Annotated in this window: 25 protein-coding genes; 12 read left to right on the forward strand and 13 right to left on the reverse strand. The window is 55.2% G+C overall.

What is annotated here, in order from left to right; genetic code table 11:
* Window positions 1-188 precede the first annotated feature (188 nt).
* On the forward strand, window positions 189-602 hold the full coding sequence (locus BV82_RS13565; RefSeq protein WP_145997598.1) for a hypothetical protein: 414 nt from the start codon (window positions 189-191) through the stop codon (window positions 600-602).
* Between the two features lie 370 nt (window positions 603-972).
* The gene (locus BV82_RS13570) at window positions 973-1,182 is read left to right on the forward strand and encodes a hypothetical protein (RefSeq protein ID WP_036995704.1); all 210 of its coding nucleotides are present in this window, start codon (window positions 973-975) and stop codon (window positions 1,180-1,182) included.
* Window positions 1,183-1,185: 3 nt separating this feature from the next.
* Here the strand turns inward: BV82_RS13570 and BV82_RS13575 are convergent, their stop codons facing one another.
* From BV82_RS13575 to BV82_RS13585, 3 genes are all read right to left on the reverse strand, one after another.
* Entirely contained in the window at window positions 1,186-1,491 is a 306-nt protein-coding gene (locus BV82_RS13575; RefSeq protein WP_010226160.1) for a hypothetical protein, read from the reverse strand.
* A 284-nt stretch (window positions 1,492-1,775) separates the two neighbouring features.
* Window positions 1,776-2,954, reverse strand: coding sequence for a tyrosine-type recombinase/integrase (locus BV82_RS13580; protein ID WP_036995703.1), 1,179 nt, complete (start codon window positions 2,952-2,954; stop codon window positions 1,776-1,778).
* Window positions 2,955-2,965: 11 nt separating this feature from the next.
* Window positions 2,966-3,145: a hypothetical protein gene (locus tag BV82_RS13585; protein ID WP_036995702.1), complete on the reverse strand. Its 180-nt coding sequence runs from the start codon at window positions 3,143-3,145 to the stop codon at window positions 2,966-2,968.
* 361 nt (window positions 3,146-3,506) lie between these two features.
* On the opposite strand from BV82_RS13585, the gene BV82_RS13590 reads away from it, so the two are divergent.
* From BV82_RS13590 to BV82_RS13605, 4 genes are all read left to right on the forward strand, one after another.
* The gene (locus BV82_RS13590) at window positions 3,507-4,070 is read left to right on the forward strand and encodes a hypothetical protein (protein WP_010226156.1); all 564 of its coding nucleotides are present in this window, start codon (window positions 3,507-3,509) and stop codon (window positions 4,068-4,070) included.
* Window positions 4,071-4,094: 24 nt separating this feature from the next.
* The gene (locus tag BV82_RS13595; RefSeq protein ID WP_036995701.1) at window positions 4,095-4,472 is read left to right on the forward strand and encodes a hypothetical protein; all 378 of its coding nucleotides are present in this window, start codon (window positions 4,095-4,097) and stop codon (window positions 4,470-4,472) included.
* Between the two features lie 359 nt (window positions 4,473-4,831).
* The gene (locus tag BV82_RS13600) at window positions 4,832-5,221 is read left to right on the forward strand and encodes a hypothetical protein (RefSeq protein WP_145997597.1); all 390 of its coding nucleotides are present in this window, start codon (window positions 4,832-4,834) and stop codon (window positions 5,219-5,221) included.
* A gap of 572 nt (window positions 5,222-5,793) precedes the next feature.
* The gene (locus tag BV82_RS13605; RefSeq protein WP_036995700.1) at window positions 5,794-6,201 is read left to right on the forward strand and encodes a DUF3224 domain-containing protein; all 408 of its coding nucleotides are present in this window, start codon (window positions 5,794-5,796) and stop codon (window positions 6,199-6,201) included.
* On the opposite strand, the gene BV82_RS13610 is transcribed toward BV82_RS13605, so the two are convergent.
* On the reverse strand, window positions 6,181-6,573 hold the full coding sequence (locus BV82_RS13610) for a hypothetical protein (RefSeq protein ID WP_420831628.1): 393 nt from the start codon (window positions 6,571-6,573) through the stop codon (window positions 6,181-6,183). The two genes, BV82_RS13605 and BV82_RS13610, sit on opposite strands and share 21 nt — an antisense overlap.
* Window positions 6,574-6,780: 207 nt before the next feature.
* On the opposite strand from BV82_RS13610, the gene BV82_RS13615 reads away from it, so the two are divergent.
* Window positions 6,781-6,924, forward strand: a complete 144-nt coding sequence (locus BV82_RS13615; protein WP_162835462.1) for a hypothetical protein — start codon at window positions 6,781-6,783, stop codon at window positions 6,922-6,924.
* A gap of 137 nt (window positions 6,925-7,061) precedes the next feature.
* On the forward strand, window positions 7,062-7,754 hold the full coding sequence (locus BV82_RS13620; RefSeq protein ID WP_244993517.1) for a formyl transferase: 693 nt from the start codon (window positions 7,062-7,064) through the stop codon (window positions 7,752-7,754).
* A 49-nt stretch (window positions 7,755-7,803) separates the two neighbouring features.
* On the opposite strand, the gene BV82_RS13625 is transcribed toward BV82_RS13620, so the two are convergent.
* Window positions 7,804-8,370, reverse strand: coding sequence for an isochorismatase family protein (locus BV82_RS13625; protein WP_036995698.1), 567 nt, complete (start codon window positions 8,368-8,370; stop codon window positions 7,804-7,806).
* Window positions 8,371-8,947: 577 nt separating this feature from the next.
* Here BV82_RS13625 and BV82_RS13630 point away from each other — a divergent pair.
* The gene (locus BV82_RS13630) at window positions 8,948-9,328 is read left to right on the forward strand and encodes a hypothetical protein (protein WP_036995696.1); all 381 of its coding nucleotides are present in this window, start codon (window positions 8,948-8,950) and stop codon (window positions 9,326-9,328) included.
* Window positions 9,329-9,524: 196 nt separating this feature from the next.
* Here the strand turns inward: BV82_RS13630 and BV82_RS13635 are convergent, their stop codons facing one another.
* Window positions 9,525-9,932 carry a hypothetical protein gene (locus BV82_RS13635; RefSeq protein ID WP_026001487.1) on the reverse strand — a complete coding sequence of 136 codons (408 nt, stop codon included), beginning with the start codon at window positions 9,930-9,932 and terminating at the stop codon, window positions 9,525-9,527.
* Window positions 9,933-10,609: 677 nt separating this feature from the next.
* Here BV82_RS13635 and BV82_RS13640 point away from each other — a divergent pair.
* Entirely contained in the window at window positions 10,610-10,795 is a 186-nt protein-coding gene (locus BV82_RS13640; RefSeq protein ID WP_036995693.1) for a hypothetical protein, read from the forward strand.
* A gap of 188 nt (window positions 10,796-10,983) precedes the next feature.
* Window positions 10,984-11,349: a hypothetical protein gene (locus BV82_RS13645; RefSeq protein WP_100782734.1), complete on the forward strand. Its 366-nt coding sequence runs from the start codon at window positions 10,984-10,986 to the stop codon at window positions 11,347-11,349.
* Window positions 11,350-11,428: 79 nt separating this feature from the next.
* Here BV82_RS13645 and BV82_RS26415 read toward each other — a convergent pair whose 3' ends face one another.
* From BV82_RS26415 to BV82_RS13670, 6 genes are all read right to left on the reverse strand, one after another.
* Complete coding sequence (locus BV82_RS26415; RefSeq protein ID WP_232531852.1) at window positions 11,429-11,605, reverse strand: fimbrial protein; 177 nt, start codon at window positions 11,603-11,605, stop codon at window positions 11,429-11,431.
* Window positions 11,605-12,183: a hypothetical protein gene (locus tag BV82_RS26420; protein WP_232531853.1), complete on the reverse strand. Its 579-nt coding sequence runs from the start codon at window positions 12,181-12,183 to the stop codon at window positions 11,605-11,607. Before BV82_RS26420 ends, BV82_RS26415 begins: the two co-directional genes overlap by 1 nt.
* Window positions 12,184-12,454: 271 nt before the next feature.
* Complete coding sequence (locus BV82_RS13655; protein WP_010226455.1) at window positions 12,455-13,384, reverse strand: AraC family transcriptional regulator; 930 nt, start codon at window positions 13,382-13,384, stop codon at window positions 12,455-12,457.
* Window positions 13,385-13,475: 91 nt separating this feature from the next.
* The gene (locus BV82_RS13660; protein ID WP_036995689.1) at window positions 13,476-13,880 is read right to left on the reverse strand and encodes a hypothetical protein; all 405 of its coding nucleotides are present in this window, start codon (window positions 13,878-13,880) and stop codon (window positions 13,476-13,478) included.
* Between the two features lie 231 nt (window positions 13,881-14,111).
* Window positions 14,112-14,333: a hypothetical protein gene (locus BV82_RS13665; RefSeq protein ID WP_010226457.1), complete on the reverse strand. Its 222-nt coding sequence runs from the start codon at window positions 14,331-14,333 to the stop codon at window positions 14,112-14,114.
* A gap of 133 nt (window positions 14,334-14,466) precedes the next feature.
* Window positions 14,467-15,348, reverse strand: a complete 882-nt coding sequence (locus BV82_RS13670) for a LysR family transcriptional regulator (RefSeq protein ID WP_036995688.1) — start codon at window positions 15,346-15,348, stop codon at window positions 14,467-14,469.
* 192 nt (window positions 15,349-15,540) lie between these two features.
* Here BV82_RS13670 and BV82_RS13675 point away from each other — a divergent pair, with 192 nt between their 5' ends.
* Entirely contained in the window at window positions 15,541-17,064 is a 1,524-nt protein-coding gene (locus BV82_RS13675) for an MFS transporter (protein WP_036995687.1), read from the forward strand.
* A 35-nt stretch (window positions 17,065-17,099) separates the two neighbouring features.
* Here the strand turns inward: BV82_RS13675 and BV82_RS13680 are convergent, their stop codons facing one another.
* A complete protein-coding gene (locus BV82_RS13680) occupies window positions 17,100-17,528 on the reverse strand; it encodes a hypothetical protein (RefSeq protein ID WP_145997596.1) in 429 nt (142 codons plus the stop codon).
* Window positions 17,529-17,558: the final 30 nt, after the last annotated feature.

Raw genomic sequence — 17,558 nt, forward strand, 5'->3', positions numbered from 1 at the left:
CCATGTTGTCGGTTCTACCTGACTGCCGCCCAGTTTGCGGCGAACCCGTCCCAGGCGATACGGGAAACACATGTTGTAGTGAATTAGCAAAATTGTATAATTATTGAAGGCTGTTTTGTTAGGCGGCATAAGTGCGAGCGTCGTATAAGCACAAAACTATTTATTAATAATGCCTTGAGGGAAATGAAGTGATTAAAAAAATCATACTGTTAGCCATGATGGCGACTACCATAGCATCTTGTGCCTCTGTTGGGGAAGATAAATATAGCGAAAAATATATACGATCCCACGTAATTGAAAACAAAACAACAAAGTCGGAAATACAATCAATTTACGGAACCCCTGACGAGCAGTTTGCCGGAAGCAATACTGGATCCTCATGGGTGTATCGTAAGCGAGATGGGTATAAATCCCTTGATTCGCTATCAAGCTTTATACCGGGAGCAGGTAGCGTGCTTAGCTCGGCTGGTATTGCCCAAAATAATGCAGAGGCAATAACTAGCATCTCAAACAAGGCTTCTGGCAATGCAGAGTTATCTGGAAATGTTTTGTCATTTAGTTTTGATGCTAAAAATGTAGTAATAAGTTGGGAATTACATTGACTCAACTCGATTGATAGACTCAAGTTTTAAGTGTTCTGGCTCAAAAGTGACCGCCTAGGCGGTCACTGAACCAATGCACAGGTTGGTAACGTTGCGAGCATGGCGATGGGCAAGCTGGATAACCCTACCACCATGACTGGCAACTATTCGGAATGGACCGCCCCTGGCACTCCGCCTCTTTCTTTCGACAGGCACTTCACCTACTCGATGACCTTTCTGCAGGCTGATTGCCCACCACCAAAGCAGTAAGGAACTGGCGTCGGGCATCTAACAATAGGTGCCCCTCACTTGAGCCCCCCCTGGGTCGAACTCGAACGGTGGCACCGCAATAGGTCCTATACTGCGCTGATCAAGCAGGCGGAGCAGTAGCGTGAAGAAGACCCTGACGGGAGTTGTTGAGGCTGGCGAGCCGCTGATTCAGCAGGCCATCGATGCGCAGCGGCGCTACCAAGCTGCCCAGGACGCCGGCGAACCAGCGGCAGAAATCGAACGCCTGCGCCTGGAGGCCGAATCACTCTATCAGGCTGTCACTGAGTATCAGCTGCGGTCGTTTGGCGGACCTGCACGCACGCTGCACTGAGCGCTAACCCTTCGGCGGCATTGCACCCCAGGTGGCCGGGCAGCCCCTAATATGTCGATTCTTCAGTTCGGTGTTTTCTACCAGAGCGTCGGATAGCTCCCAGGTCATGCGCTCGATCCTGGCGGTCAGCTTGGTGATCTCGGCGGCCTGGGCCTGGTGGATGGCCACCAGCTTCTCGATGTTTTCCCGAGCCCGGTCGAGCTCGTGCCGCAACTGCTCGCACTCGGCTTCGACCAGGCGCGCATGCTGGCGCAACATTTGAACAGGCGTGGGCATGCCCAGCGCGAAGCTGTCGTCTTCGATGATCACGGTGCGGTCTGCCGGTACTGTTTGGATATACAGTAATCGAGGTAGGGTAATTCTGACCAGCTCAGGGTGACGAGCTGTAGGAGGAGAGGGGGATTGTGTTCGGTCGACAGGACGCCGGAGGAGGGTATGAGCTTGGGCCAATTCTTGGGCCAATGTATGCGTTTTGGTGCGTGCTTGAGAGGCTGAAACCCCCGAAAACATTGCACTTGAGACCGCCTAAAAACGCTAAAATCATCGCATGGTGATGTTAGCGGTGGAGATCAAAGGGCTTACCTATCAATAACTTATGTGACGCTTTCACAGCCTGAGACCAATTTGAGACCAATCTGGAGCTTTTCAAGCTCCTGCCAATCCGAGGTCGAGTTGATCCAACGTGCATAAGTCGATAAGAGCATCTGCACGCTATGCCCGAGCTGTTGGGCGATAAATGCGGGGTTGAGGCCAGACATTAAGCATATTGTCGCATAGGTGTGACGGCAGTTGTATGGTGGTCGATACCGAACCCCCATTTCTCTGAGGACTGGTCGCCATTGATGGTGAAGGTCCGAAGTTTGTTTCACAAACTCTCCATTCTTCGATGGCGGGAACACGAACGGCGTTTCGGTTACTCGTCCCTTTCCTTGCCTGCGCCGCTCGGCGTACTTCTCTGCATAGTCGATGGCTTGCAAGGCCCTCTCATTGAGCAACACCACCCGCTCTTGGCCGGTTTTGGTTCGCTCCGCCACTTCGCCCAGGGCAATAGTCCTGCGGATCCGCACCACCTTCTTTTCCCTGTAGATGTCCTGCCACTGCACGGCTAGGCCCTCGGATAAACGCACTCCGGTAAAGAACACAAACTCGAAAAAAGCCGCATAGATCCTGCTGATCCAGTGCGAATGGTCGTAAAGCCTGGCGATGATCAGATTCGCCTCGTCGAGCCTGAATGGGTCGATCTCTTTCTTTGAGCGCTTAGGCAACTGCACGGGTTCGGCTGGGTTCCGGTTGATGAGCCCATCAGCGACAGCTGATTTCAGGATGGTCGACAGCTTGACCAGGGCATTGCGCTTGACGGCCGGAGATGTCCAGGTGATCGAGCTTACAAGCCTGCGCAGCATGGTGGTGTTGAGAAAATCTATGCGAACCAATGCCAAGTGCGGCATCCAGTACAGATTTAGTGCGCTTTTGTAGCCGTTCCGGGTCCCCTGAACGATTTCACGACTGTCGAGCCAAATCTGGGCGTACTCCCCGAAGCACGGTATGCCTCCGACCACTGTTGCGGAGCTGGGGAACAGCTCCGCATATTTGTCTTGATCCAGAAGTCCTAGCCGGATCAGTCCGATTACCTTATCGCGAAGTTGGGATGCAGCTTTGAGGCCTTTCGATGTCGTGGGGTAGGGAAGGGTTTCGGTGCGTCGAGTACCTTCCCACATGAAACGGAGGCGGAGCGATCCGTGGTTGATGTCGATCCCTGGGGGTAAATCCATTGGTTTTCCAGTTATTCGTCATACCTCTTCTTGCTATAAATGATGCGGCCGTGGTGCTTTATCCAGATGCCTTCGGGGAGTACGCCGCGTAGGCGCCGGCCTTCAAGTGCTCGTTTGGTGCAGCCGAGTAATTCAGCCATGCGTTGCTCGGTGACCTTGTCGACGTCTCCAGGCGCAATGTCGTTGTTCATGGCAGTAGTGCTCCATGCCCACGTCTACTGGCAGGCTTGAGTTGTTGTAGGGGGAGGGGTTACTGAATCTTGCCGGTGAGGCGTTCGCGCCAAGTCAGGCGCCGGGGAAGGTGCTCGCGGCCATCGATCTCGACCACCACATAAGCGCAGCGGTCGAAGGGGGCGTCCCGCTGCTGATTGAGCCAGCAGGCTTCCTTCTGGGCTTCGTCGTAACTGGTTGGGTTCGTGGTGATGCCCCATGAAAGGTTGATAGAGAAAATGGAAAAGGTCGTACGCTTAGGACGAATGTGCTAGATGGCCCTTTGCCTCATGTTCGGTGTGTGAAGCTATTTTCTAAAAAAAATGGTAAAGGACCGGCCCCATGATCGCTTTTACAAGGCAGCTTTTGCCTGCCGCATTACTGTGTAGTGCCCTCGGTGCCCATGCGAGCGAAGTGCTGATGGGCGACTTCTGGGTCGTTCACTACCAGGGTGCCTTGGGCAAGAATCAGGTGTTCATCGCCGACGGTGACCCCAATCACATCGTCAATCGCCCAGGTGGCGCGAAATCATTGGGCGTCTATCAACTTTACGAAGAGCCCGGTAAACCCAACTTCACCGCTTACGATGTCGAAATCGACTGTGCGAAGAACCGCGTGCGCATCATGGGTGCAGCGGATTTCCGCAGCGTGTTCAATGAGCTTCGCAACGCGAAGTATTCCAGCCAATGGCAGAGCAAACCTGACGCCTGGCTGGCGCAAAGCCGTGACTTTGTCTGTAAGCCGACTGAACGCCAGGCCAAGAAGATGGAGCACTTGGGTGTGATGTCCGCGTCGCAAATGAGCAAGTCAGGGCCGCAGTTCTTCCAGATATTGAACCGCGAGGCCGCCAAGACGGCCATCATGCAGAAGATAGATGAAGGGTTCACGCAGATGTCTGCTAAGTAACGCGATCTTCAGGGAGAAGACCTTATGAACCGATTGCTTATGTTGGCCCTGCTCGCCACCTTGCTCAGTGGCTGCGCATCATTATCGGCCAGCAGTGCCTGGAAAGATCGCCCGGTGGGCGAACTGATCGACTTCTTCGGTGTGCCAAGACAGATCATGTTGGCGCCGGAGGAAGATATGGTAGTGCTTAGGTATGTACGTGACAGTAGCTATGTCTCACGTGAAGCAGCGGGTACTTACACGGGGCCACAGAACGGGCAACTTGTGCACGCAGAATACTGGGAAGACGTACAGCACTCAGGCAGTTGCGAGATCAATGTGTTCGTCAACAGAGCGCGACTGGTGCAGAAGGTGCGGACGAAAGGGCGTTGTGTAGCGGTCGAGATGGCGCCGGCAGGGTAACGCATGGGCCACTGGCGAGGACAGATTTCACGAATATGCACATCATCCATTTCGCTTGGAAAGGCGCTGGCAGCGGTACGAGGGGCGGTTGATTGGGGCAAACGCCACATCGAACCAGTCAGACACCGGCAGTTCAGCCAGGGCCTCGTGATCAGCTACTGTCAGGGCAACGGGCTTCATGGTCATAGGTGCTGGGCTTGGGCATTGCTCGTACTTTTCCGCAGTGCTCTGGCAGCAGCTCGTAAGAGACTTCTACGTCAATACCATCGTGATACAGTCGGCCATGCGCTTCGGCGACTGACCAGGAACAAAAAAAATCTTGACTCTTGTCGCAGTCACTTGAAAAAGGATTTTGGAAAATGTTAAAGAAACTAACCATACTTGGTTTCACTCTTGCACTTACAGGTTGCGGGCTTCTCCCTCCCCCAGCGCCACCCGCTCCCCCCACCGTCGAGCACTCTATTGCAAGCAAGACCGAAATCGCCGATGCAAAAAGGAAGCTGCTCAGACATATTTCAGACCCCGAGTCAGCGAAATTTGAAACTATTTACAAATTCAAGGGGCGTTTCGCTAGCGGTAAAAGCTATGAAGGAGTCTGTGGCTATGTGAATTATAAAGGCGCAGAAGGTGGCTATGAAGGATTTACACCGTTTATGGTCGTTGGAGAAGTAGTCTCGTATTACGGTGACCATTTACCTCATAACTACCATATCCTCAAAAGTTTTTGCACAAAGTCACGCTCGAGCTAAGAGGCGGAGACCGGTAAGTAAAGGTCAAGTTAGCCTTTGAGATCAATAGTAAGCAGGGCCGTACCTTCCTCGGCTAGTGTCCCGAATGGGTAGTTCGTTAATCTAAAAGCCCCGGAACCATTGGACAAAGCAAAATTAAGTAGATCAACGAGTTAACCGTTCGGGAGCCGGGCTGGATGTTAAAGCATCCGCCCGGCTCGCTTCTTTTCAGCCTGTTGTTTCGCGCATGTAGCCAAAGCGTCAGCTTCTGCGATTCGTTCCGCCAAAGGCTTTTAGGAGTGCGGGTCATGGCGTTTTCCCTCAACCTGCCAGCGGCAGGCGGTTGTTCAGCTCGATCAGCTTCTGGTCGTACTGCTCGACCAGCTCGCTGTACTCCTTCGACTCCCATCAGGATGCGGTGCTGCTGGGTCATGTTGTGGTCCTTTCGTGCAGGCGCCGCCCTCGCCGGGGTGGCGTGATTGGTTGAAGTGGGGTATTGGTGATCGGCCCGGTATGGTGTCGAGCTCCATACACTCAGGTAGGATGGGGTATTACGGGTTACCGGCATGGGGCCGGGTCAAAAGGAACTTGAAATGCATCACACCGCCATAGGGCCGTTCGACATCACACTTAATCCGGAAGCTTTGAGCAGCGCTGCTGAAGAAACCGGCCTCGGTCGATTGTCTTTGGACAAGCAGTTTCAGGGTGACCTAGAAGCCACCAGTCAGGGTGAGATGTTGTCTTTTCGCAGCAGCACTCAAGGTTCTGCCGGCTACGTTGCCATGGAAACTGTGCATGGAACCTTGCACGGTCGCAGCGGTAGCTTCGTACTTCAACACAGTTCGACGATGAATCGTGGGACACCCGTTCAGTCCATCACCGTCGTACCTGATTCCGGTACTGACGCGCTTTCCGGGCTAATTGGTAGCATGGTCATCACGATCACCGATGGGCAGCACTCATACAAATTTGACTACGCGCTACCAGATCATCAAATCTGATTTTTGTTGGCTGGCGGGCAGCGCGGGAAGATCAGGCCGCGCGGACTTTAAAGGTGAGCATCGCTGTGGCGTCTTCGAAACACTCGTCCAGCTCTTGATAGGCCCGATACTTGGCCTGGTGCGAGTGGCCGCCCATACGCGTCGTACGTAATGACGCGCATCGCCGAGCATGTACTTCACATCATCCCAGTCATACATGCCGTTGGTGAGTCCCTCGAATTGTTTCAGCGGCAGCTCTTCGGCCATCTCGCCGTACTGCATCTCCCAGGTCGGGTGGTAGTTGCGGATGCGCTTCTTAGATTCGCTGTCGAGGAGGACTCCGAGGTAATGTCCGCAGTCGCGGGTGATGGTGCCCGGCTTGCTATATGCCATCACGCGGCGACCGATGCAGGCCGGCACGCCTGACGACGCAGCGGGCTAGTGAATTAGGTCAACTGCTTCCGCATCAGTGGGTACTGCGCAATTGCACTCCTCTTGACCACCCGATGGCATCGGATTTCACCAGCACGCTTTGTAACCATGATCGGCAGAGAGCGGCCAGGAGCTGCTGGGGGACGTAGCAATGACGAAAGAGCAACTATGCTAGGTCTGATGCCGGAATTGATTGAGCAGATCGGGCCTTCCGTCCATACGTCGTGGCAAAACAATGGGAATGGGATCGATCCGCTTGTGTTGATTTGGCCGTTGCTGCATCTCAAGGCAGGTCTGCCGGAGGAGGTCTGAAGTTGCGAATCGCTTTTCTGGTGAACCGGGACGTGGAGAGCAATCTCGCTCTCAATTTCCTGTTGCCCGAGATTCACGAGAGCACAGTGGGAATATTCCTCTCGGAGAGAGTGGGATCGGGCAGGAAGGTGCCACGCATGCTCGGACAACTGGCATTGATCGAGCAGGACCTCTTCAATGCCTTGACCCCTGGGTTAATCGGATCGAGCGACCAGGTCAGCAGCGGGCATCGATTCGGTTTTGCAGAACTGCAGCAACGCTTTGCGGTTCCTGTGCGGGTATTGCCCAGCTTGAGGGATCCTGCGGGCCTGCAAATGCTGCAGGATGTGGGAGCGGATCTGTTCATCTCAATCCGCTTTGGTCAAATCCTGAAGAATGAAGCGTTGGCAATTCCGCCACGCGGCGTCCTTAATCTTCACTCTGGCCTCTTGCCTCAATATCGAGGTGTTCTCGCGACCTTCCGGGCGCTGCTGAACGGGGACCCGGAGATCGGTTGTACTCTTCATTGGATCGACAGTCCCGGCATTGATGTTGGTCGCATCATTGAGACTGCGCGTGTGGCAGTCGAAAAGGAGCGCTCCTTGCTGTGGCACATCCTTTCACTTTATCAACCAGGTGCGCGTCTCATCATGAACGCGATCAGGCGCTTGGAGCGCGATGAGCCCATGACGGGGACGTCTCAAGATCCATCTGCCGGGGCCTACTACTCCTTTCCCGGCGAGGAAGACCTGATGCAGTTCACGACACTGGGGTGGCGGCTCTTCGATCGCGAGGACGTTTGGGATCTTTTCGAATCGTACGGATTTCCGTTGCGGATAAGCGCTCCTTGAGAGCTGAACGGCGGCAAGTCTGTGCAATTACCCAGGTACCTTCATAGCTTCAAAGGGTGAGCTGTGCGATCACTTCGTCCGATGACATGACTTCGGCATATTCATCACCGAGTATTGCCAACGTCAGTTCATGAACGGTTGTGGCGTCCCAGGACTTTCCATGCGCCGCGACGACGGGTACGGCTGTTGTGGCGTCTGAGGGAAGGATGATGCTGTATCCGAGTGCTTTTCCCGCACGGACTGTGGCGTCCATGCTGTTATGAATGACAACGCCCGTCAGCACCAAACGCCTTACCTGCATACTTTTTAGAATGGCGTCCAATTCGGTGCCGATGAAGGCGCAGTTTTCCTGTTTGATGATGACGGTTTCTCCCCTTATCGGGGCAACGTCTTTCTTGATGCCATTCCACGGGCCATGGACGTAATAGCTGGATGTAGGCGTCTGTTCATCGTGCTTCACGTGAAGAACTGGCCAGCCGTTTGATCGCCAAAGGTCGAGAAGACGTTGGATCACCGCCAAATACCCAGGATTACTTTTACCATCCCAAATTGGGCGATCAATGGCATCCTGAACGTCAAGGATAACAAGGGGGATAGGGCTGGGTTGATCCTTCATGTGATTTCATCTCCTTTAGGTGGGGCAGTAGGCTGAGTATTCTGCAACGAACCTTTACCAGCAACTGGATTCGTTGAAGTGGAGAGGCGCTGGCGGGCCGCGCGGGGGTACTAAGGGCGGTTGTCGTGGCCGCAATTGCGGCAGTCGTCATAGCAGGGGGATGGCACGAAACGGCCACAGCCGCCGCAGTTCTGGATACTCGTGCGCATTCGCGACCGCTTCGGTTTGGCCAGCTTGATGCCGGTGCCGCGCAGGGCCTGCTTGAGATCGACGTCGTGCCGGTGCACAAGGCGCCGGCGGATGGTTTCGATGCAGTCGGCTGACCAAGCCTTCCGGCGCCCGGCGGCGGGTCGGCAAACCTCGCGCGCGGCCTCCAAGGTGAATTCGGCGGCACGCCCAAGATTGCTGGCCGCTGGGGTCGATGTTCACTACTGCCACATGATTGGTAACGGACTGGGGCCGTTCGTTGGAGGTACAACGCCACTATGCGCGATGATGGCGTGGTACTGGCTTTCCATCCACGCTGGATGGGTGGACAGGGTAGTGGTAGGCTCCCGTCTTTTTGTGATGGATCACTATGATCGACAAGGTAATTCCGACTGCACTTGCTTGTTTCTGTCTTTTGGGCACCTCCACCGCCGCCGCGTGGACAAAGGTAAATGGACGAATACAGCTTCAGACGGAGGAGATCAGCCATTGCGAGACATTGGCGCTCGACGCGGCGGCAGTAATGGTCTCGCGGCAGTGGAACCTTCCGGTGGACTACCTGGATGAGGATGAAGCTCCTAATCAAGCCCGGGAGGAGGCTCGCCTTAGGCTATTAGCGGCAGCAAAGTCCTATGCCGTGCGTGAGTCCGAGAATGAAAAGACGGAGGAGCTTAAGGCGTTTGTGAATGTGTCCAGACGAAAATGCATTTTGGATTACATTGACTCGACGCCCCCAACTTCCATCAAATAATCGCAACTATTCAACTCCACGCCGTAAACGTCAGGCCAACGCACCTTTCTGACACTTTCGCTTGAGGCGATGGTGTCCACTTACATTTAAGTGGACACCATTTGGCCGGCAGAGAACGCATCAGCGGGGTGGCGTCTGGGAGCGTCCCTGGGTTCAATCCGGCTTTTCGCTTATGCCAGCTCGTTTGGTTGTGGGACTAGCTAGCAGACCGCGCTGGATAGAAATAACTGCCGCTACGCAGTTGCAGACTGTATACCCAGATCCCGAAAACCAGGGCGTACTCCTTAAACATCGGGAGCGTCAGCAGGTGCACGATAGATCCGCTGCGCATCTGGCTGAGGGAGAAAGTCACGCCTAATGCCAGGGCTAGAATAAAGCACAACGAGCTGCTCTTTTTCCTGCCCAGTAGCATCAACCCGCCTACGCACATCAGAAGTGCTACGGTGCAAACATTGAGCAGCACCAGGATCGAAATATCCCCTTGTCGGGTTTGTTCAAATCCTTCGTTGACCATCCAAAGGCCTGCTTGAATCAAGACGATGAAGCAGTAAAAGACAGTCATGAAGACCGGGACGGGACGTGTGCTGTACCAAGGCTGAGGCATGGTTGCTTCCATAGTGAAGTTGCTCCTGGAGGAATGGGCGCAGTCGCGGATTATAGGGGGGGTATACGAACCTTTCTATACGAAGCATGGGTGTCTCTGCTGCATAGCCGTCCGGGTATCAGGCCTTGTGTCACTAAACCGATTGCACAAGCTGGCGCCGGGTGTAGTGGTCAACTAATTCCAGACACCTCGATAGGTGGTTTCGACGCCATCGACCAGCGGCGTACCGCGCCACCCAGGCGTAGTCGGTGCGCTTCATGCCCTGTGAAGCATGCACGCAGAACTCCCCCGGAATTTCGTGTGCCAGCTGCGGTTCTCGATATCCTTGCCGCCGTGGATGATGAGCCAACTCCAGAGTTGGCGAATTGAAAGTGCTTTCATAGCAAATACCTGCCTTCCTTCCATGGCGCTGGCGCCTTTGCTGGTGTCCTGATGTTGTATTTTTCGTACGTGGAGTGCTGGCGCCGGCCACCGTCCTGCACTTTGAGCTGCTGCTCTGCGATCCAGGCCTTTGACGCTTCCTCATCTGGGTCGCTACTTTCCCGTTTGCGGGTGTTGAATGCCAGGAGCATTGCGGCTCGCACTTCGTAGCTGCGATGGAGCGGCACGCTGACCATCTGTTCTGCGCTTGAGAAAGACGCGGCTACAGTTAAGGGATGGGGAGCAGGAGCGATGCGATGAATCAAAAATTGACGTGTAAAAAGTGCGGCAAGGAAACCGAAGTTCAGTTACGTCACGACAGCAAAACCGACTGGCAAGTTTTCAACTGCCAACTTTGTGGCGCCTTGCATGTCGAGGAATCCTATTTCAAGGCGCCGGGAGCTCCCGCGCAGTTCCGCTTCCGGCTCGCGGATGAGTCTTAAGCGGCTATCGATCACCGTTCAGCCGCTCTCCATGGATCATTCGCCCTAGCCTGGGCAGCCATCGACGCCGTGGCCGGGTATGGTATGGTGGCAATTTGATGTTTTGGGGTTGAGTGGCGTGATCTTGTAGAGGGAAGCAGGGGCAGGGTATGCAGTTGATACGGGGTCTTCGAATTTGTGGTGTAGCGATGCTGTTTGCTGTCGCCGCTGGTTGTAAGTCCTACACGGAGAAAGGTGCGCAAGGGCTGCCGAACTCCGAGACAGCTGGCATTCGGGCAATCGAAAAAGCGCTCACAATTGCCAGTGTGGATGGGGAAGACACGCTGTATGCGCTTTACACGCAGAGAACAGAGTATCGATTGACTGCTGGCCCCCATCGGTTGGAAGTCAAGAAGTGGACTGGCACCAGGGCGACCCGACCTATGTTTCGGGACGTTAACCTGGTCGCCGGACGAGAGTACGGCATGGAGTACGTTCCGAGTGAAGACTGGTGGGACTTCAAAATTGTGGATATGAAGACTGACGAGCGCGTCGACACGCCAGTCTATCCATAGGTAAATCATCGCGCTTCCCAGTCTGCGACGGGGCGGCCCAGCGGACAAAAACCAGTGGCTGCTATCGGTTCCTGGTTCGTTACAGGTAACTGATGATGAACGTCACTTCGGTGTTCGCGGTGCCTGCTTCAAGTGTATTGCCGGCCAGGCGGTAATAAGCAGCGGACAACGGTATGAAGAAGTCGGTACCGGTAGTGTTGAAAGCGTTGAACGGGTACGTGGTATCCAGCGCGATGGGGTTACCTGCCTCATCCATCAGTTGCTATTTGTTGATAATTCAGCGGACTTGAAAATTTGAAGCGTGTAAGTTCCTCCGCTGGTTGTGTAAGTACCTTTGTCAATGGTGAAGGGTGGCGGCATATCTGGGATATTCGGGTTAGGTGACTTTATACGGAATGACAGTCCGGCCTTGCCCAAGGGGTACGTATTGCCGGAAGGTACGCCCAGTGCAGGCGACATGACCAGTCCGTAGCGGAACGACGATGTGCAGGTAAAGATAAGTTCTTCCTTTTGAAGGCTTTCTTCGTAAATGACTGTGCCTATGGGGGCGTCCTGCGGGATCGTCAGGCTGTCAGAGGTCAATCTAGAGCCGAAATTCAGAGTGGCGGGTTTGTTACCGGAGTCGGAAAAGGTAAAAGTGCAGTTTGCAGCCATTGCGCCCGACGAGTAGACAAGCGCCATCGCGGCAGCAATGCTCAGCAGTGAGCACAAACGGCCCTTTTTTCTTGAAACGTCCGTCTTGATGTTGATACAGGTTGGCAAAGAGGGCGCAGAAGTATCACAGGCGAACTGCTTGCTTGGCGTTAATTCCAATTTTTTATCTTCATCGTTCATTGCTGATTCATGCTGGCTGAAGGGAATATTTGAAGTTACCTTCTGCTCCCCCCCCATTCGGAATCAGACGATTCTCATTGTCGCCACAGGCTCTAGGCCTTGGACGGCATGTCTCCCCAGATTGGCGAGCAACCACCCAGCTGCGCCGTCTACGCCGGTTCGACTCCGCCCTCGGCCTCCATTAATGAAAACCCCGCAGATTAACGTCTGCGGGGTTATTCTTTGTGGGTCGAATAGGCCGAACATTTCCGCCAACCGCAAGGAAGTCCTACTACAGGGCTTTCACAGGAATGCAGATATCGCAGCTGAACTCACCCGTTTCAGGGTTAAATGCCGTCGCTGCATAAAACATCTCAAAGCATGGCCGGTCGTCGCATTGCAGGCCGTTGGACGGCATCCATTCGCGCATCAGCCGCGTCCAGGCGTCAGCTATGTTCTCTACTCGCCCCTTGAAGCTCGACACCGCATAGCGGCCGCCCGGTAGGGTTTGAGTGTCTGCCTGACCGCTGGCAACAAAATCTGCTGGCACTTCAACGCAAGCGTCATAGCGGCACTTGTTGGCTGGCGTGATAGATGGATCGTCATAACCTATGCCGTAGCAAGCTTCCTCGCTGAAGCCATTCGAGTGCATCCATGGCGCCATTGTACTGCGCCAGAATTCGCCGATCGCAGGGCCGTACGGGCCGATCAAACGTTGGTAGGCGACTCGCGTTTTGGGTAAGTCGATGATGCGTACATGCATGGTGGTCTCCTTCGTCGATAGATAAGAGACGTCAGAGTCACCGAACGCGGTTTCGCGTGCCTGATCGGTATTGCCGAAGACCTGATCAGGATTGCTCTCCTGCTTGCCAGGGCGCTGGCCGATGGCGGCCGCCAGCGCTGCCAGTCGCTGTGGCGTATTGGCACGCCAGTCTGATGGCGTGCATCCAAACTTGAGTTTGAAGGCCCGCGCGAATGCTTCACCCGAGTTGAAGCCGGTGGCCAGGGCGGTTTCAAGTACTGTTTCATGGCTGCCGCAGGACAGACGGAGTGCCGCTTTCTCGAGCCGTCTTCGCCGGACGTAGCTGCCCAGTGTCTCGCCCATCCAGGCGGCGAAGATCCGATGAAAATGAAAGCGCGAGAAGTTGGCGACGTCGGCTAATTCCGCGCCCTCCAACGGATGCTCCAGGTGAGCATCGATGTAGTTGAGTACACGGTTCATGCGCCGCGTGTACTCAGCACGTGATGCGTGAGCGGTAGGTTCGGTCGTCATGGTGCAGACACAATACTCTCAGATATCAAAAAGCAGAGGCTCAATATTTCGAGCACAGGCGCTTACGATGGGTGAGCGCCAGGCCATTCCAAGCGATAGGTGAGAGTAGCAATACGGCGATAAGGAATGCCACCTGAGACAGGTAGAACGGCTCCAGCCACTGTTGCTTCAATGCTACGTAAAAACTGTTGTGGGTTACGTCGAGCAAAATAATCGCTGCCGTCAGCACGATTCCGGCTCTTGGCTTGATGAAAAGCAGCAGTGCTGCAAGTGGGTCCAGAAACGTAAGCGCCCCCCAGAACACCCGACTAGCCAAGTAAGCGCTAGGCCCGTATCCATAGTCCCAGAGCAATCCATGTGCAACGTCTGCACGAATATGATTAGCGGTTGCGATGAGAAGACAGCAGGCAAACAAAACTCTGACGGCGAATGACAATCTTGGCATAGCGGTATCTACATCCGTGTTCTACACCCTGCATGATATCGGGATTGACCAACAACGCTAGCCGTTGCAAACAGGGAAGGTGTGAGCGCTTATGCTGAAACGCGAGCGCGGTGTATTCCTCACGCGTAGGGGAACAGTGGCGTGGAATGAGGTAGTGTTCTGCTGCGCATGAACAGCCCGCCGAAGCGGGCTGATGCCGAGCGCAGTAAAAGGGGAGAGCTCTCGGCCAGTTCAGTGTAGCTTGGTGTGCTCATTTGAATCGCCGCCATCGCTGAATAACCCAATCTCCACCAAGGCGGCCTCAATGACCGCCAAGGCTTCGGCGATGCTTTGAAGGGGCTTTTCAGGATAGCCCTGGCTTGACGGGGTAACCCCTTTCATGGAAGTGGCCAAGGCAAGCTGCGCATCAGCCAGCCGGGAGAGTAGGGCGAGAGTGAGTTTGTCGGTGACCATGGGCTGATCCTCCAAAGGTCACGACAGGATAGCAGGCAACAAAAAGCCCGCCGAAGCGGGCTGATGCGCGGGCCAGGACAAGCATCCAATCCGGCGAATTCGCGCTGTTCATGGCTGCAGGACCGCTTTGCCTTCAGGGGCTGAGTGTTGGAATCGGCATTGATGGCGACTCAGACATCTCCACCAGCAGTTGCCCAAATGCGTTGGCCGCAGGCGTCTTTCCCGTGGCGCTCCATATCAGTCTGAAATCAGCATCCACCAGCGCTGGCAAGCCATGTTGCCCGTCAATCACCACCATACCGGGCTCTAGATCGCCCAGCGGTAGCGCGGTGACGGCAAGCCCCGCCAATACCGCCGCCCGCAGCCCTTGCTGGCTAGGAGAGGTAAAGGCGACCCGCCACTCGACGGAGGAACGCTCCAGTGCCTCTACGGCCACCTGGCGGTGCACGCAGGGTGCTGGGGCAAACGCCAGCGGCAATGGGCCATCGCCGGCAAAGTCGAAACTGTGCGCCGCAGCCCAGACAAACCGGGTTTCGCGCAGCACGGTACCGCCGGCCTGACTGTCCGGCAATGCCATGACCACGGCCAGATCGAGCCCATCGCTATCAACCAGCGCGCGCAGATCGAGGTAGGTGCCAACGGTTACATCCAGGCGTACTGCGGGAAATTGCCTGGCGAACCGAGCCAGTAACGGCGGCAGGCCGTCGCCGATAAAGTTCTCGGGTACACCGAAACGCACCGCCCCGGATATCGATGACGCTTCGAAACGTCGGGAAAGGGCGTCCTGCGCTCTGAGGACTTGTTCGGCATGGCGCAGAAAGTCTTCGCCATCTTCTGTCAGTGTCAAACGTCGGGTGGTGCGTACCAGCAGTCTGGTACCGGCCTGTTCTTCCAAACGCCGGATCTGATGACTGATCGCTGACTGGCTCACGTGCTGCCGCTCTGCGGCACGGGTGAAACTGCCGGTTTCCTTGATCGCGACAAAAGCACGCAATAACGCTGGGTCGAAGTCCATTAAGTCAACTCATGACGGAGGCTCATAAAACTTACGAAATTAAATCATTTCTGTCATTTTTTAATTACTTCCAGAATGCGGGCGGTCACCTGGACGTTTGCCCGGTGACGCTGGCGAGGCTATTGCGTCTGCCCCCTGACAGCGTTCAGAGCAGTCTTGCCAGGCCCCATCAACTTGATCTGGAAGATCACAATGCAGTTCTCTTCTTCGCAAAAAGATGTGTTCGCCATAGCCGCCGTTTGCTTGGCCTCGCTGATGTTCGGCCTGGAAATCTCAAGCGTGCCGGCCATCCTGCCCACGCTTGAATCGGTTCTGCGCAGCGATTTCAAAGAGATGCAGTGGATCATGAATGCCTACACCATCGCTTGCACCACGGTGCTGATGGCCACCGGCACGCTGGCGGATCGGTATGGGCGCAAGCGTGTGTTCGTCATTAGCCTGGTGCTTTTCGGCATTACCTCACTGGGCTGTGGATGGGCGCAAAGCGCCAGCGTGTTGATCGTCAACCGATTCCTGCAAGGTATGTCCGGCGGGGCCATGCTGATCTGTCAGGTGGCAGTGCTGTCTCACCGATTCCAGTCAGGCGCTGCACGCGGCAAAGCTTTTAGTGCTTGGGGGATCGTGTTTGGTATCGGTTTGGGGTTCGGTCCGATTATCGGCGCAATGATCGTGGCGTTGTCGAATTGGCAATGGGTGTTCCTGGTACATGCGCCAATCGCCGTGCTCGCGCTGCTGCTGGTGATCGCCGGTGTCGATGAATCACGCGATCCGCAGCGTCGCAAGTTGGATGTTTTGGGCATTACTTCGCTGTCGCTGGCAGTGTTAGGCCTGTCCTGGTTCATCACTCAGGGAGCGGCGCCAGGTTTTTCCAACGCTTTGGCCATCGCCAGTCTGGCCAGTCTGGTTGTGGCAATGGTCAGCTTCATCGTCTTTGTCGTCGCGCAGCGCCGCAATGCCGATCCCATGTTCGATTTCTCTGTATTGCGCATCCGCCGCTTCTCGGGTGCCTTGTTAGGCTCGGCCGGCATGAACTTCAGCTTCTGGCCATTCATGATTTACCTGCCTCTGTACTTTCAAAATGGTCTAGGCTACGCCAGTGTCGGCACCGGCCTGGCACTGCTGGCCTACACGTTGCCGACGTTGGTTGTCCCCCCGTTAGGCGAACGGCTGGCGCTGCGCTATCGGCCGGAGGTCGTGATCCCGGCGGGCTTGTTCACCATAGGCCTGGGGTTCCTGCTGATGAATTGGGGCAGCAGCGTCACGGATGCCAGCTGGCTGACGATGCTTCCAGGCTGCCTGATCGCCGGGATTGGACTCGGGTTGACCAATACGCCTGTTACCAATACCACCACCGGATCGGTGCCCAGTGAGCGTGCTGGCATGGCATCGGGCATTGATATCAGCGCTCGTATGATCAGCCTTGCAATTAATATCGCACTGATGGGATTCATCTTGGTGGAAGGCATCCTGTCTTCCCTGCGCGACCAGTTATCTGGCGCACCCGATGATGTGCAACTGAGGTTGCTGGCGGAGGAAATTTCAGCCGGCAACACTGCCGAGTTGGCGCAGGCTGGCCAAGGGACTGCGATTGCGGTCGATGTCGCCAATGCAGCGTTGGCGCATGGGTTTGGCTGGGTGATGCTGTATGGCGGTATTGCTGCATGGGTGCTAGTGGCGGCGAGCTACTGGGTCTTTCGTTCGAGCAAAGCCCGTTAAGCCTTAGTTGTGACTGTAATCCGAAGGTCTCCGGTCTATCGACCTGGTATTTCGTTCGCGGTCAGTGCCGCTCTCTTGCACGCGATCACGAGCATCACGGTTGATGTGATCCCTGGCGTGAGAAAGAAGCAATAAATTTGCGGGATGAACGCCTTGAAGGAGGCGGCGATTGTTAGACCCCATAGGGTGGTAACAATTACCCCAACGACGAGCAGTGGCTTGTTTTTCAGTGCGGGTGTGCTCGAGATTGCAATGCTGAAGATTTTCCAGCCTGACCAGATTCCGAACATCGAGATTGCAGAAGCAATGAGCGTGAAAGGAATGGTGCGCGAAGGGACCTCGGGAACGAAAGGGGGATGGATGAAAATAGCCACCAGGGTCACTGAGAAAAGAACGGTGATCGGTAGCAGGCCGAAGAGTGCTCCGATGATTAAGCCAATACGGAGTTTGATGATGCTATCCATGCTTACCCTTACGAACTGAACCGGCGGCGA

The sequence above is a fragment of the Pseudomonas donghuensis genome (assembly GCF_000696345.2).
Lineage (GTDB): Bacteria > Pseudomonadota > Gammaproteobacteria > Pseudomonadales > Pseudomonadaceae > Aquipseudomonas > Aquipseudomonas donghuensis.

Excerpts from the sequence above, each read along its gene's own strand:
- BV82_RS13580 (WP_036995703.1), bottom strand. The coding sequence starts at position 2,954 with ATGGATTTACCCCCAGGGATCGACATCAACCACGGATCGCTCCGCCTC.
- BV82_RS13585 (WP_036995702.1), bottom strand. The coding sequence starts at position 3,145 with ATGAACAACGACATTGCGCCTGGAGACGTCGACAAGGTCACCGAGCAA.
- BV82_RS13590 (WP_010226156.1), top strand. The coding sequence starts at position 3,507 with ATGATCGCTTTTACAAGGCAGCTTTTGCCTGCCGCATTACTGTGTAGT.
- BV82_RS13595 (WP_036995701.1), top strand. The coding sequence starts at position 4,095 with ATGAACCGATTGCTTATGTTGGCCCTGCTCGCCACCTTGCTCAGTGGC.
- BV82_RS13600 (WP_145997597.1), top strand. The coding sequence starts at position 4,832 with ATGTTAAAGAAACTAACCATACTTGGTTTCACTCTTGCACTTACAGGT.
- BV82_RS13605 (WP_036995700.1), top strand. The coding sequence starts at position 5,794 with ATGCATCACACCGCCATAGGGCCGTTCGACATCACACTTAATCCGGAA.
- BV82_RS13610 (WP_420831628.1), bottom strand. The coding sequence starts at position 6,573 with ATGGCATATAGCAAGCCGGGCACCATCACCCGCGACTGCGGACATTAC.
- BV82_RS13615 (WP_162835462.1), top strand. The coding sequence starts at position 6,781 with ATGCTAGGTCTGATGCCGGAATTGATTGAGCAGATCGGGCCTTCCGTC.
- BV82_RS13620 (WP_244993517.1), top strand. The coding sequence starts at position 7,062 with ATGCTCGGACAACTGGCATTGATCGAGCAGGACCTCTTCAATGCCTTG.
- BV82_RS13625 (WP_036995698.1), bottom strand. The coding sequence starts at position 8,370 with ATGAAGGATCAACCCAGCCCTATCCCCCTTGTTATCCTTGACGTTCAG.
- BV82_RS13630 (WP_036995696.1), top strand. The coding sequence starts at position 8,948 with ATGATCGACAAGGTAATTCCGACTGCACTTGCTTGTTTCTGTCTTTTG.
- BV82_RS13635 (WP_026001487.1), bottom strand. The coding sequence starts at position 9,932 with ATGCCTCAGCCTTGGTACAGCACACGTCCCGTCCCGGTCTTCATGACT.
- BV82_RS13640 (WP_036995693.1), top strand. The coding sequence starts at position 10,610 with ATGAATCAAAAATTGACGTGTAAAAAGTGCGGCAAGGAAACCGAAGTT.
- BV82_RS13645 (WP_100782734.1), top strand. The coding sequence starts at position 10,984 with ATGCTGTTTGCTGTCGCCGCTGGTTGTAAGTCCTACACGGAGAAAGGT.
- BV82_RS26415 (WP_232531852.1), bottom strand. The coding sequence starts at position 11,605 with ATGGATGAGGCAGGTAACCCCATCGCGCTGGATACCACGTACCCGTTC.
- BV82_RS26420 (WP_232531853.1), bottom strand. The coding sequence starts at position 12,183 with ATGAACGATGAAGATAAAAAATTGGAATTAACGCCAAGCAAGCAGTTC.
- BV82_RS13655 (WP_010226455.1), bottom strand. The coding sequence starts at position 13,384 with ATGAACCGTGTACTCAACTACATCGATGCTCACCTGGAGCATCCGTTG.
- BV82_RS13660 (WP_036995689.1), bottom strand. The coding sequence starts at position 13,880 with ATGCCAAGATTGTCATTCGCCGTCAGAGTTTTGTTTGCCTGCTGTCTT.
- BV82_RS13665 (WP_010226457.1), bottom strand. The coding sequence starts at position 14,333 with ATGGTCACCGACAAACTCACTCTCGCCCTACTCTCCCGGCTGGCTGAT.
- BV82_RS13670 (WP_036995688.1), bottom strand. The coding sequence starts at position 15,348 with ATGGACTTCGACCCAGCGTTATTGCGTGCTTTTGTCGCGATCAAGGAA.
- BV82_RS13675 (WP_036995687.1), top strand. The coding sequence starts at position 15,541 with ATGCAGTTCTCTTCTTCGCAAAAAGATGTGTTCGCCATAGCCGCCGTT.
- BV82_RS13680 (WP_145997596.1), bottom strand. The coding sequence starts at position 17,528 with ATGGATAGCATCATCAAACTCCGTATTGGCTTAATCATCGGAGCACTC.